Annotated in this window: 12 protein-coding genes; 4 read left to right on the top strand and 8 right to left on the bottom strand. The window is 64.7% G+C overall.

The window, feature by feature from the left end; all coding sequences use genetic code 11:
* Nucleotides 1-106 precede the first annotated feature (106 nt).
* A complete protein-coding gene (locus BST12_RS11220; RefSeq protein WP_245850242.1) occupies nt 107-1720 on the top strand; it encodes a GMC family oxidoreductase in 1614 nt (537 codons plus the stop codon).
* Between the two features lie 331 nt (nt 1721-2051).
* Here the strand turns inward: BST12_RS11220 and BST12_RS11215 are convergent, their stop codons facing one another.
* Both BST12_RS11215 and BST12_RS11210 read right to left on the bottom strand, forming a co-directional pair.
* Complete coding sequence (locus BST12_RS11215) at nt 2052-2915, bottom strand: bestrophin family protein (protein WP_083113200.1); 864 nt, start codon at nt 2913-2915, stop codon at nt 2052-2054.
* Nucleotides 2916-3026: 111 nt separating this feature from the next.
* Entirely contained in the window at nt 3027-3272 is a 246-nt protein-coding gene (locus BST12_RS11210; protein WP_083113199.1) for a hypothetical protein, read from the bottom strand.
* A 286-nt stretch (nt 3273-3558) separates the two neighbouring features.
* Between BST12_RS11210 and BST12_RS11205 the strand changes: the two genes are divergently transcribed.
* Nucleotides 3559-4650 (top strand): DUF2804 family protein, encoded by a 1092-nt coding sequence (locus BST12_RS11205; protein WP_245850239.1) that lies wholly within the window; start codon nt 3559-3561, stop codon nt 4648-4650.
* Between the two features lie 194 nt (nt 4651-4844).
* A complete protein-coding gene (locus BST12_RS11200; RefSeq protein WP_083113198.1) occupies nt 4845-6038 on the top strand; it encodes a peptidoglycan-binding domain-containing protein in 1194 nt (397 codons plus the stop codon).
* On the opposite strand, the gene BST12_RS11195 is transcribed toward BST12_RS11200, so the two are convergent.
* The 5 genes from BST12_RS11195 to BST12_RS11175 all read right to left on the bottom strand — a co-directional run bounded on the left by BST12_RS11195 (nt 6035) and on the right by BST12_RS11175 (nt 10581).
* Nucleotides 6035-7531, bottom strand: a complete 1497-nt coding sequence (locus tag BST12_RS11195) for a TfuA-like protein (RefSeq protein WP_083113197.1) — start codon at nt 7529-7531, stop codon at nt 6035-6037. The genes BST12_RS11200 and BST12_RS11195 overlap by 4 nt on opposite strands.
* The gene (locus BST12_RS11190; protein ID WP_083113299.1) at nt 7528-8745 is read right to left on the bottom strand and encodes a YcaO-like family protein; all 1218 of its coding nucleotides are present in this window, start codon (nt 8743-8745) and stop codon (nt 7528-7530) included. The genes BST12_RS11195 and BST12_RS11190 overlap by 4 nt, the downstream gene beginning before the upstream one ends.
* Nucleotides 8746-9336: 591 nt before the next feature.
* Nucleotides 9337-9717, bottom strand: a complete 381-nt coding sequence (locus BST12_RS11185; RefSeq protein WP_083113196.1) for a DUF4267 domain-containing protein — start codon at nt 9715-9717, stop codon at nt 9337-9339.
* 18 nt (nt 9718-9735) lie between these two features.
* Nucleotides 9736-10053: an NIPSNAP family protein gene (locus tag BST12_RS11180; protein ID WP_083113195.1), complete on the bottom strand. Its 318-nt coding sequence runs from the start codon at nt 10051-10053 to the stop codon at nt 9736-9738.
* 51 nt (nt 10054-10104) lie between these two features.
* Nucleotides 10105-10581, bottom strand: coding sequence for a DUF1772 domain-containing protein (locus BST12_RS11175; RefSeq protein ID WP_083113194.1), 477 nt, complete (start codon nt 10579-10581; stop codon nt 10105-10107).
* A 99-nt stretch (nt 10582-10680) separates the two neighbouring features.
* Between BST12_RS11175 and BST12_RS11170 the strand changes: the two genes are divergently transcribed.
* A complete protein-coding gene (locus BST12_RS11170; protein WP_083113193.1) occupies nt 10681-11268 on the top strand; it encodes a TetR/AcrR family transcriptional regulator in 588 nt (195 codons plus the stop codon).
* Between the two features lie 22 nt (nt 11269-11290).
* On the opposite strand, the gene BST12_RS11165 is transcribed toward BST12_RS11170, so the two are convergent.
* A complete protein-coding gene (locus BST12_RS11165; RefSeq protein ID WP_083113192.1) occupies nt 11291-13174 on the bottom strand; it encodes a PE family protein in 1884 nt (627 codons plus the stop codon).
* Nucleotides 13175-13236: the final 62 nt, after the last annotated feature.

Genomic DNA, 13236 nt, shown 5'->3' with positions numbered 1-13236 from the left:
TCGCCAATTGTTGCGGCGTGGGCATGCGTAGATACGCGCCCGGCCACCGCGGATTTAGGCGCATTGGCCGATGGAGGCTTGTCGGCGCCACTGGATAGTCGACGCCATGGCCAACATCATGTCGGGATATGACTTCATCGTGGTTGGTGCCGGTTCAGCGGGTTGCGCTGTAGCCGGACGATTGGCCACCGAGTCGGCGGCAAGCGTGCTGTTGATCGAAGCCGGGGGCTCCGATCGACGCCTGATGATCCGGGCGCCGCTGTTCGCGCCCATGCAGTACGGAACGTCCTTGGACTGGGCATACGAGACTGAACCCGAGTCCGGCTGCGCCGATCGGTGCATCCCGCAACCGCGCGGGCGTGTGCTTGGCGGCTGCAGTGCGATGAACAGCATGTTCTGGGTCAAGGGCAGCAATCTGGACTACGACCGCTGGGAGCTACCCGGGTGGGGCTGGAATGACGTGGCGCCGGTGTTCGCTCGGATCGAGGAGGGTCCGATGCACATCACCCGCTCGCCATACCCCGACGACTTGTCTCACCGCTTCGTCGCCTCAGCGCGGGCGGCAGGCATCGCTGCCAACGACGACGTCAGCGGACCCGACCTCGACGGAGCGGCAATCACTCCGGTCAACATTCACAAGGGTCAACGCTGGAGCGCAGCGCGCGGCTACCTCCGGCACCAGAGCAATCTGACCGTCATCACGAAGGCTTTGGTCGACCGCGTGATCATCCGAAACGGTCGAGCTGTCGGCATCCAATATCGCCGTCGCGGACACATGCACCAGGCGTTCGCCAACCATGAGATCGTCCTCAGCGCTGGCGCCTTCGGCACGCCGCAGCTGCTGCAGATGTCTGGAATTGGGCCGGCGGATCACCTTCGTCGGGTTGGAGTCACCACACTGGTCGACAGCCCACGGGTCGGTCAAGGCCTCACGGACCACCCCCTCACCTGGGCGGTATGGTCCCTCGCCCCCGGCTACGTCGGCCTTGCTGACGTCGCGAACCCAAAATGGCTGCTGCAGTGGCTGTTACGCCGCACCGGGAAGCTCACCAGTAACGGCGGCGAGGCGCTGGCTCATATCCGGTCGACGGCCGACCTCACGGCATGCGACGTTCAGCTGATCTTCACACCCGCCGACGCCAGAGCCGAACCCCGCGGGGGAAGATTTGCTCCCGCGTTGTCGGTCGGACACTCATACTGGACACCCAAGAGCCGCGGGAGCGTCCTAATTCGTTCATCGAATCCCGCTGTACCACCGGCGATCCGCATGAACCAATTCACCGAGCGCGAGGACGTCGAGGCACTCGTTCGCGCAGTCGAGCGCACACGCGAAATCATCGCCACCGAGCCGATCGCGTCAACCGTTGAGCGCGAGCTCGTTCCAGGCCGGAGTGGGGATATCGAGACCTACATCAGGAACACCGCGAAAACAACCGCCCACCCGGCATGCAGCGTCGCGATGGGCGGCGACCCCGATAGCCCCCTCGACGCGGAGCTGCGGGTCCGCGGTGTGGACAACCTGCGCGTCGCCGACGCCTCGGCACTACCTCAGATACCCCGTGCCAACACCAACGCACCATCGATCATGATCGGAGAACGCTGCGCCGATTTCCTACTCGCAGATACTGGTCGTACGCAGTCAACTAGCAAGGTGCCACCGACGAAGGCTTCGCAGGCACCGGCGGGGTCGTCTGCGGCGTCGGCCTCATCGATCGAATGATTCGCGCGGATACGCCGATCACGCAAATCGTACGGACGTGTCATGTTGAACTGGACGGGTTGCCGCTAGTTTGTCCGAATAATGTTGGCAAACGATAAATGTCGCGCATGACAGCCGTGAGCGCTGGCCCCAGGTCCAATCGAGAATGATGAAGGCCGGGTCGATGTCCACAAATATGCAGCGATCAAATATGCAGGGTTACCAGTACAAACCACTGCATATTGCATTGGATGAATCACCACTTGTTCTCGTCCCGATCACTTCTCGGCTCATTCCGATGCCGTCTGCGCTGTCAATCGCATCGCCCTGACCGGCCCCTGAACCGCCGCTTCTAAATACTCGCCTGGGCGTAGACGTTCTTGTGGATCGTTTCGCAGATGTCCTCGATGGGGAGGTCGTTCGCATCATGCCCGAAGGGGCCTTCGATCTCGACACCGATTTCCTCGATGCCGAAGAGGGTGTAAGCGATGATAAGGACGTCGACAATGGTCGTCCAGCCGAAGGTCTCGACCATGGAGAAGGGAAGGGTGAAGCAATAAAGTACAAGCGAGCGGCGCAGGTGAACGGCATAGGCGAAGGGCATCGGGGTCTTGCGAATTCGTTCGCAGCTGCCGAGGTAGTCGACCAGTAGCTGAATGTTCTGGTCCATCGACGTGAGCATGATGTCAGAGATCAGGCCGCGCTCGCGCGCCTCCCCGAGGCAATCGGACATCTTGCCGGCGACAGCGAGAGCGGGATGCTGGGCGTCGATCACCTCCTGCGCCTCGGCGGGCGGAAGTTCGGTGATTTGTGGGCCGAGGCCTTCGGTACCGCGCAGGCTGTGCATGGCCGCCCAGGGAAAGGCGGCTGTCCATCGGGTGAGTCGGGCGACCAGCGCCGGATCCCCCTTGATGTATACGCTGGCGCTCCGGACGAGGTTCCGCGTTTCATTCACGATCCCTCCCCATAGTTTGCGTCCCTCCCAGAAACGGTCGTAGCTGGAGCTGGTGCGGAAAACCAGAAGGAGACCGAGGGCGAGGCCCATCAGTGTGTGTAGCTGGATCGGCATGCCGACCGGAACGACATATTTATGAAAGGCGACAACCGCCGCCGACCAAGCAACGCATAGGGAGACTCGACCGCTGATCTCCCGGACCAGCGAGCCGCGGATGGCAAAAAAGTGGTCCAGCCATTTGTGCGAATCGTATTGGATCATGATCAATTTCGCGTAGTTGGGATAGGCAGTCTCAGCAGGCGTGGGCGCTGGTTCTTCGTGAGGGCCTCCATGGCGACGGCTATGGCACGCTCCCCGCCGCCGTATCCGCTGCTAACCCATCGTCAAGATCGCGCCCGCGGCGAGGCCGATCAGCGCCATGAGGGATACCGAAATCACTATGATCGCCGCGCGCACGACCTCTTCTTCGGTTAGTCGCCAGCGCGGCTTGAATTCGGCGAGAACGGTGTCCCCTCGGCAGCCAAACGCGTTGATGCTTGCAACCGCCGAGATGAAATCGTCATGCTCATAGGCCGCGTATTTCTCGACTGGGTCGTGCGCGCCGATTGCGGTGGTCATATCACAGCCCCCAAGGCTTGCCTACGCCAATAGGCGTTAATTGCTAGGCGTTCTCGTGTCTCCAAAGATACGAGCGCGAAATCGCGATTGCGGCAACGATCGCTAACGGTCAAAGCACAGAGTCGTGCTCTGCGCCAACCATGCTCGTGACTAAGTCCGGATAACCGGCCGTGGCGTGCTGGACCTCGGAGCAACCGTCACTTGGTCATCGGATGAATACCTGCGCCCGAGTCGGTCGTAAGTCGCCATCGCGCCATAAGCGCTGCCGCTCCGGTACGCTCCGGCGGTGGACATCGAGACCCCGCAGACCGGCCCGTCCGACCTGCTGCGCACGCACGAGCCGCCACCTCCCCAGCTGGTGCTCGATGGTCGCTACCGGTTCGGCACCTATAACGGCCCGATCGCGCGGATCAACCCACTCGACGTTGTCATCGCCACCGGAGTTCGTGGTCGCCTGCAACGCGCTGCGCGCAACGCCCGGCTCAAGGAGTGGGAGGCGTTCCAGCTCGGCGACGACGCGGTGTTCGTGCTCGGCGCTGTGTACGACACAAAGTCGATCTCGCTGCTGCAAGTGCTGGTCGTTGACAAGCAGGCGGCCACAATCGGTCGGTGGGAGCAGAAGGTGCCGACCTCGATGGTGCATGTCGCTCGCGGCCTGAACCACACCCGGTCTCACGGTCATGTTGGACGCTTCTCGCTGCAGCTGACCAACGAGATGGACTCAGGCTTGGTCGCGGTGGACGCCAGTCACCCTGGGCGCGCCGGGCTACCGCCGCTGGAGTTGCACGGCGCCGGGCGCTGCGGCCCCGGAGAGGCGGGACATCTAGTGATCTGTCACCCCTTCGCCGACGATCGCGCGCTGTACTCGCACAAGACGATGATGCCGTTCGCCGGCACGCTCCGCGCCGGCGCCGAGCTCACCGTGTTCGACCCCGACCGTTCGTTCATGATCCTCGACGACCACCACGGGGACTACCCCTCGCCGATGCGGTACGACTGGGTGACCGCAGTGCGCCGCAGCGATAGTGGCCGGGTCGAGGGCTTCAACCTGACCGACAACCAAGTGCGTGACCCGCAGCGCTACAACGAGAACGCCGTATGGCTCGGCGACCGGGTCCACCGCCTGCCCGCCGTCCACGTGGAACGGCCCGACGGGCCCTGGGGTTCCTGGATCGTGCGCGATGCCGACGGGTCGGGCCAGGTCGAGGTGCGGTTCACGCCGACTGTCCGTTCCGAGATGCACGTCGGCCCGCGCCGATCGCTCGCGGAGTATTACGCCCCCTTCGGCTGGTACGAAGGCCGGATCCACACCGACGATGTCGACCTTTCGGTCGATGGCATGTTCGGCATGGGCGAACAGAAGTTCATCCGCGTCTGAACCAGCGGACCGCGGGACACGAATTACGTTGCGACACAATAACATCTAGCCGCATAGGCCTATATGGCGCCGCCCTGCGTCCGGCCGCCGAGTAATAAAATCGCCCCTGTACCCGAGGCCAGAACGGGGGCAAGATTGGGCATATTGAATCGGCGGACAGCTATCGGATAGTCCGTTGAGAAAGCGAGTACCTGATGCCGCTGCCCTACCGGCCCGGATCGAACGGACCAGAGATCACGTACTGGCAGGGCTGGTTCAAGCGGTGGTACCCCACCTCGGCGCCGCCGGTCGACGGCTATTTCGGCAACGACGAAGTCCGCTCGGTCAAAGAACTGCAGTCTCACCTGGGGCTGCCGCAGACCGGTGAATTCGATGTGGTGACCGCGGCTCGGGCCGGTTACACCGCCCCCGCCGGCACACCGCCGCCCGCGGCCCGGGCGGTAGCTCCACGTCATTTGGCGGTGGTGCATCGCGGAACCGGCGGCATCATCGGCGAGGACTATGTCAGTCGGGTCTGTCAGGCCGTATCTGATCTGGTCGAAGAGCAGAACCCAACGTGGGCGGCAACGATGGGCGGATTGCCGGTCGGTACCGCCGGTAACCCCGCAGACCCGTCGATGAACGCGGCGGTCGCAGAAGCACTTCCCGCCGCACAAAACATGATCACCAGTGCGCTGCAAGCCAACCCCAAGCGGAAAGTCATCCTCGGCGGCTATTCGGCCGGCGCCGAGGTCACCGCACGGCTACGCAAGTGGATGGCCGAAACCCATCCCGACAACTACTTGTGCAGCTTTTCGCTGGGCGATCCGACGCGTCCCCCGGGCGGATGTTTCTACCCTTTCGACGGGTGGGATCCCGGCGGCCAGGGCATCGCCTCGTGGCAGTACGGCGACGTACGTGATGCGCGGCACTGCTGGCTCACCAACATCAGTGCGCCCGGCGACATGTACGGCCGCGTGCCACGGGGCAAGACCGGCGAAATCATGCAGGACGCCTACGATATGGTGACTAACTTCAGCTTCACCGATCCCGTCACCGCCGCGCAGGCGATCGTGCGCGCCATTCCCGAGATCGCCGAGGATTCCGGCATCGAGGTGCCCGCAGCCCTCAAAGCGGTCGCCGGCGGCGTCGGCGGCATCGCCCAGTACATGATCCCGCTGCTGCTGGGCGGCTTGGCTGGCTTGATCGGTTTTGGCAATCCCGACACCTTGACCGGTACCGCGGCCGCAGCTGCGGCGGCACGAATTGGCTTGACATTCTTGGCTGCCGGCACCGGCCCGCATATCCGCTACCACATTGACGAGGTCTGGCCGGGCCAGACCTACCTCGGACTTGCAATTCAGCACGTGCGCGACTGGGCTACCCGGTTCGCCCCCGTCGCAGCTTAAACACCGTTGCTGACGACGACGACGTCATCGACACCTCGATGCGGACCGAGGGTGCCGACTTCGATGTTCGATAACTGGTTATCGGCGGCCGCCACGGCGAATAGAGATGCCGCGGAATAGAATGCGTCTTCGGTCATGAGGCCGCGCCGGGCCATTTCGATGCGATCCACCGGTCTACCCCATCGACCGCTGAAAAGCCGCTTGAGTTGGACGGGATCCGGCCGGTTCATATTGAGATGTGGTTTCTGGCAGGCCAATTCGTCACGCCTAGCCAATGCGCAGGCCACCGCGTTCCGCCATTCGGGCAGTCTCGGATCGTTGCGCAGAAGGTCGAGGAAATGCTGCACAGCCGGCAGTGACCGGGTGAAAAGCAGTGTGCGCGTGGTTATTCGTGCCGCGACCGCAATCTGGTCCTTCCCCAAGGCTTCATATTCCTCTGCGGTGAGCCACTGTTCACTCACCGATTTGGGGAACCCGGTCTCGTCAACGATGCCGGTGGCCAAAGCATGGCGGTGTGCCACAGCCTCCAGCGCGCGTTGGTAGGTGCCGTACGTGACTTTCGGTCCTACTTCGGCGATAGCCTTGGCGGCGCGATCACGTACGCTACCGAGATCCTCGGGGTGTCTCAATGTCCAGTGCCATGCAGCGACTTGTTCCAATGCGGGCAGATACGCCCAGCGGTCTGTCGCGCACACGCACAACAGGGACAGCACGTCCACATCGAGGACGTCGACGACGGCCTTGCCGGTCGCGTCCGGTACGGTCACCGGCACCGGTGGTGCCCATCGCTGCTGCCACCGCTTAGACCAGATCGTCGGGTGCGGCCCCGGCCGAACCTCGTAATCCCCTGCCCCGCGCCCTATTTGATTGAGTGCGAGCACCGCATCGGCATGCTTTATGTCGACCCGCATCGACCTCAGCTGCCTTGACAACTTTGGGCAGTCTGGGGCTCCCACAGCATCGAGCAGCTGATCCCAGGTGCGCATGGTGAAAGGTGTGTTGCGAGCCGTGTCGATGAGCTGGGTAGCTAGCGATTTGGTCATAGCGCCGGATTCGACTGCCACAGCAACGGTTTGACGGATATTGACCAGCGCATCGACAAAGACGGGGTAACCGTCTTCGGGATCTCCGTGCACCATTCCCACCTCGTCGTCCGCCTCCAACAGCCCGCTTCGATAACTCTCGAAGACCCAGCCATAGCCCTCCATGCCGAAGGGATGCAGCTCGGCAGCGCGCAGCGCCCCCATGCTGGAAGATCCAACAACCCGGATCCCGTCGGCGATCAGAGTCAGGAGTTCCTTGTGCCGAACCGACGGGTGCTGAAAGAACAGTCCGTCGATGATCAGCAGCGTGTCGCCCGGCCGCAACCCGTACCCGAAAGCCTGGCCGAACGAGATTGGCGGCCTCACTTCGGCATCGGGCACCACCGCGTGGATATCTTCGACGCCTATGGTGGGTCCGGCGGTGACCACGATCCGTTGGCTGGTTGTCATGCGCTCTCCTGCAATGGGATTCGGATTGGTGAGGCAATCGACGCCCTTAACCCGGGAGCTATCACCTTCACTACCGGAACGCAGGCTTCGGCGAAATTGCACACCACTGCCAATGGCTCGTATCCGGCTGCGGCCGCCACAGCTGTTGCCGCCGAGGACACCAACCTCTCAAGCGCGCTGGTGCCGGAGACGTTCCACAATATTGGGCCGGCGCTAGGGAGTCGCCGCGCCGTTCGCTGCATCGGTGCGTAGGTGTGCACCCTGGCGAAGCGGTTGTAAATGGCGGCGGGCAGATCCTCACGGGCACCGCTGATGGCCGTTAGGCGCGATTGCGCGGCTTCGGTAATCGCCCGTGATAAAGCAACATTGGGGTCGTGATGCAGTCCGTAACCACTGAATGGCAATTCGGCCATCGCTGACCTCAAATCAGCGCTGAAACAGTAAAAGCCGTCCCAAGTGTGAATCTGGGCGACCTGCAACTGACTTCCGGCTCGGTGGATCTTCTCGACCAAATCGGCGCAGTCTGAGCCCGCAACAGCGTCGAGAGGCACCTCGGACATGGTCAGCGCCGGTTCAGCGGTAGCTAGGGCGTGTCGTTCCATGATCTCGTACAACCCATGCAGACACGCTTCGTGAAAACTATTGCCCGACGCCAACCCCGTAGTGTCCATTGAGAATATCGGCGGATCCCAACTATCGGCGACCGCGACGTTGACAACAACGGCCAACCAGGGCACCCAGGTCCGGCGGCCACTCAACAACGTGGTAGCGATCATCCAATCAAGGCTGGCCCCGCGATGGTAGAGGCTGCCGGGTGGACGACGCAATTGCGCCGGATCGTAGGTCAGAGCGGACAGTAAACCCGTTGCGGCCGTGGCTAACAGGTCGGGTATGACATTCTCGGCATGCCAATTCTCCAGGGATTCCATGACGGCGGAGACTTGCGCCGCGCGGTGCGTGGCGGCCTTTCCCTGACTGACCGACAGCGTCAACGACGCCGGGCGTACCGCCTGCACGGTCGGGATTCCGAGATCATCCAGCCAGGTCAGATCGGCAACCCGCGTGATGCCGGCCCGCTCATACACAGGCTGAAGAGCCAGCCATGTCTCTTCGGGAGAGATGGTCCGGTGAGTGCCCGCACGATGCCCGATAGTCGTCGGGTCGGCGTGACCCAACACCATTTGCGGCCAATGAGACCAATCCGGACCCAACATATTGCCCACGTCAAAATCACCCCACGTCGCCACGCCCACAATGCTTCTTGCCAGGGGTCGGCGGGCCTCACACCGAGCGTCATAAGGCCCCGCCGAACACCTTGCATCACTGGTCGAAATTGTCTGAACTGAACAAGGCGGGCATATAGGCCGAGTAGGAAGCCTCCTGCTCAGTGAAGAGAAGTTCGTGTGACATGAGATCACCTCCTTTCGTCACGTACGCGGTGCATCTGGACAGCAGGTGAAGCGCGCGCCGCTCAAGCAGCGGTTATCACTATCGAGTGAAAGCCTTTGATGACAAGCGAAATTAAGGCAAGCGCGACACTTCTAAACCAGCCATCAGCGGCGGCCCGGCCTGAACGTCATAGCCGTCATATGCCGCGGATCTCGCGGAAAGCCCAAAAAGACCTTGCGTGCAAGGGATTGCGATACGACTGATCCGTCATGGCGGCTACTCTAACGATCTATTACCCTGTGATACACAACATTTCGCACCATCTTTGTGTGTAATCTGCACTATCGCGATGTCGGAGTAATGTGCCGTGGACACCTGCCATCGGCCGCTCCCCTGGTTGGCGTCCTCCCCCAGCCTTAGGACATGAGCAGCAGCGCAGAAGTGATGACCATGACGACGGCGGTGCCGCCATGTACTCCCCAGGCGATGGACTTCGAGCCGCCGTTGCCGAGCACAATGGCCGCGTCGGCGAGCGGGACGATCGTGGCGGCCAACATCACCCAGCCGACGAGGTGGGTCGCGCCGGCAACCATCAGGACGATGACACACAACCCCATTGCGATGTCGCGGACGCCCTTGATGCCCATGTAGGCGCCCACGGACAGCTGGTTCAGATCTGGAAGCACCCCATAGCCGGCGGCGGCGACGCGCGGCGCGATGAGGAAGCGTGCGCCGACGAAGATGATGCCCGCGGCGAGAAGTCCGGCGAGCGTGTAGCCGATGATGGTGACGGTCATGCCGAGGACTCCTGTGGTCTAGCTAATCGGTGAAAACGATGTTGGCTCAAGCACTATCGACTGAACATCGACGATCTCGGCGGTATCGAAGCCGGCCATGTCGGCAGCGAATTCCGGGCTGGCCATGACCTGCCGCGTCACTTGCTCCGGGTCGGCGCTCGGTAGGTAGTTGATCAGCGCGACGAGTCGATTTGCGCCGCCGCTTCGCTCGATCCACACGGCGTGGGTGGTGACGCCGAACGTCGGGAACGTTTCGATGTGCCGGGCCCAGTGCACCGTCGCGTACTGCCGCAGAGCTTCGGGCGATCGCAGCGTGTAGATCCTGAGCTGAAGCATAAGTCGTTCTCCCTCAACGCGATTCGGGGGTATGGATCTGTGGCGGGCGTATCAGATCATCAGCACCACGCATAGGGCAGCCACTGCCAGACCTTGCAGCACCGCGCGAGCGCCAATCATCGAGTCCCACTTCGCCTGTAGCGCACGTCCGTTTGGGAGCGTCTGGCCTGCCTCGGCCGCGCCCGTCAGTTGCCGATTGATGGGCGCGCTCGCCCGTGTATAGAGCGCAAGCCAGATCAACAGCAGGGCCAGCGCGGCGCCCGCCGCTAACGCCTGCACCTGGTGCGTGGCCACCGTGGCTAGCACCGCGCTTGCCGCGGTAGCGACCAGCCCGAGGACCCCGGGCACCGGCATCCGCCGGTCTCCGTAGCGGTGCACGCGTCCGGTGACCCGCACCAGGGCGCCGTCGTCCACCAACGCCAAGGCCGGCCGCAGCACGATCGCGCAAAAAACATCGGTGCCATAGACAACGGCGGTTCCCAGCACCGCGATCAGTGCGGTGGCGCGAGTGATGAGGTCCAAGCCCATGTCGTAACTCCTCCTGGTGGCAACTGCTAGCAATGCTAACCTCCGACCGTTGGTGCGTCAATAGCAGTGCTAGAGCTTGTATCGGTGCTACCATGCGCTATGGCAATCGAGGATCGACGAGAGCGTGAGCGGTCCGCCCGGCGGCGGCTGATAGTCACGACGGCCCGCAAGCTGGCCGAAACCGAAGGCTGGGATGCCGTCACCACCCGTCGGCTGTCCACTGAGATCGAATACAGCCAGCCTGTGTTGTACAAGCACTTCGCCGGTATGGAACAAATCGCCGACGCAGTCGCGATCGACGGGTTCGACGAGCTTGCCGAGGTGATTCGGTCCGCCGGCTGCGACGCTGACGCGCCGAGCGACGCTCTTTCTCGGATTGGCCACGCATATTTGGCCTATGCCCGCGACAACCCGGCTGTTTACGACGCGATGTTCAGCCGCGCGACCAGCTTGCGCTTCGGCGCCCAAGACACACCGGCTGAGCTTTCCGCGGCCTTTGCCGAGCTACGCCAGGCGGTCCGTCTCGTCGTTGACGAACAAGACGCTGACACGCTGACCGAAGTTTTCTGGGCCGCGCTGCACGGACTGGTCGTCCTCAGTGGTACCGGACGACTACGTCCTCCCTATGCGGAGGACCGTCTCCAGCTGCTGGTCAAGCAATTCACGAGCCGGCAGGTCAGGCAATGAAGTCGGACCACCAGCCCGGAAGCTAGCCCGCCTTGCCGTCGGCTCCGCCGACACCGTCGATGCCTGCGGTGCCGTCGTTGCCCGAGACCTGGGATCCGGTGCCAGGTGAGGGGACCGTGCCGCCGGCCCCGGCGCCCCCGCCGGTGCCTAAGGCGCCGCCGGTGCCGCCCGCGGCACCGGTTCCTGCGGAGCCGTTGATGCCCGGCCCGCCCAGCAGTTGACCGCCGGCGCCGCCCACGCCTCCCACGCCGGCAACACCACCATCGCCGCCCGTGCCGCCCGAGCCGCCCATGCCACCGGAACCGCCGCTACCGCCGTACAGCACGTTCGGTCCGGGGTCCCAGGCGACGGCGCGGCCGCCATTGCCGCCGTCACCCCCCGTGCCGCCGCCACCGGCTGCACCGCCCAGGCCGCCGTCACCGCCGACGCCGCCGCTGCCGCCGGTACCGAACCATCGCGAGGCGGCACCGCCGGCGCCACCCGCGCCACCTGCCCCGCCTTGTCCGCCAGACCCGCCGTCGCCACCGGCACCGCCCTGTCCGCCCGGGGCGCCCACGCTCACGTCGGTTCCTTGCGCACTGACTGTGCCCGGCGCATAGCCTCCGCCGGCCCCGCCGCTACCACCCAACCCACCGATGCCGCCGACCCCGCCGCTGCCACCGGCTCCGCCTGCGCCGCCGTTGCCGACGAGTATCCCGCCGGCTCCGCCGTTGCCCCCGGCGCCGCCCGCGCCGCCGGCGCCGCCGGCGCTGCCGGCGGCACCATTGCCGCCGTCCCCACCGGCGCCGCCGCTGGCCACTCTGCCCAGCGCATACCCGCCGGCCCCGCCGTCACCGCCTGCACCGCCGGGCACGCCCGCGTCCGCTCCGGCGCCTCCGGCGCCGCCGGTGGCGTTGTTCAGGTAGCTGACCGCGAACCCGCCGGTGCCCCCGTCGCCGCCCGTCCCTCCCGGGCCGCCGTCGCCACCGTGGCCACCGCTGGCATCGCCAGTGCCCGACGGTGTTGTCCCCCCGTTGCCTCCCTTGCCGCCCGTGCCACCCGTGCCGGTAGGCCCACCGTTGGCGCCCGGGGAGCCGTTTTGTCCGACGGCGTTGGCCGCACCAGTGCCGTCTTGAATGTTGCCGTCGGCGCCGGGGGCGGCTGTCTGACCGGGTGTCGGGTTGACGGCGTCGGGACCGCTGCGGCCGGCGCCGCCGTGGCCGCCGGCGCCACCGTCGCCGACGAGTCCGACGGCGTTGCCGCCGTTTCCGCCCATTCCGGCCAGGCCGCCGTTGATCCCGGCAACCGCACCACCACCGGTGCCGCCCGCGCCGCCGTTGCCGTACAGCCAGCCGCCCGATCCGCCGTTGCCGCCCGCCGAGCCGGCGCCACCCGTTCCGCCTGCGCCGCCATTACCCCAGAAGCCGGCTGCGCCGCCGGCTCCGCCGGCCACCCCGGGCGCGGTGCTGTCGCCGCCGCGGCCGCCGTCGCCGAACAAGATGCCGCCGGCCCCGCCTGGCTGGCCCACACCGTTGACGGTTTGCCCATTGGCGCCGCTACCGACCAGCGGGCGCCCCAGTAGCAGTTGGGTGGGTGCGTTGATCACACCGAACAGTTGCTGCTCGAGGATCTGCAGCGGTGCGGCGTTGAGCGATTCGGCCGCGGCGTATGCACCGCCGCCGGCCGTCAGCGCCTGTACGAATCGGCTGTGAAAGGCCGCGGCCTCGACGCTGAGCGATTGATAGGCCTGGGAATGCGCGCTGAACAAGGCCGCGATGCGCTCGGAGACTTCGTCGGCGGCGGCGGCGGTCAGCTCGATTGTCGGCGCCACCGCCGCGGCGTTGGCCGCATTGATCATCGAACCGACCGTGGTCAGATCCGAAACCGCTCTCGTTAAGGATTCCGCCGACACAACAACGAAGGACATCGCCGCCGGTTGCGTCCAGCAGAGTGGTGTACGAGTCGGACCTGATCAGCGGTACCGGCGTG

Origin of the sequence: Mycobacterium angelicum, from assembly GCF_002086155.1 — a bacterium.
GTDB lineage: Bacteria > Actinomycetota > Actinomycetes > Mycobacteriales > Mycobacteriaceae > Mycobacterium > Mycobacterium angelicum.
Note: the sequence above shows the minus strand (reverse complement) of the source record. Positions and strands in the feature narration are given on the sequence as shown.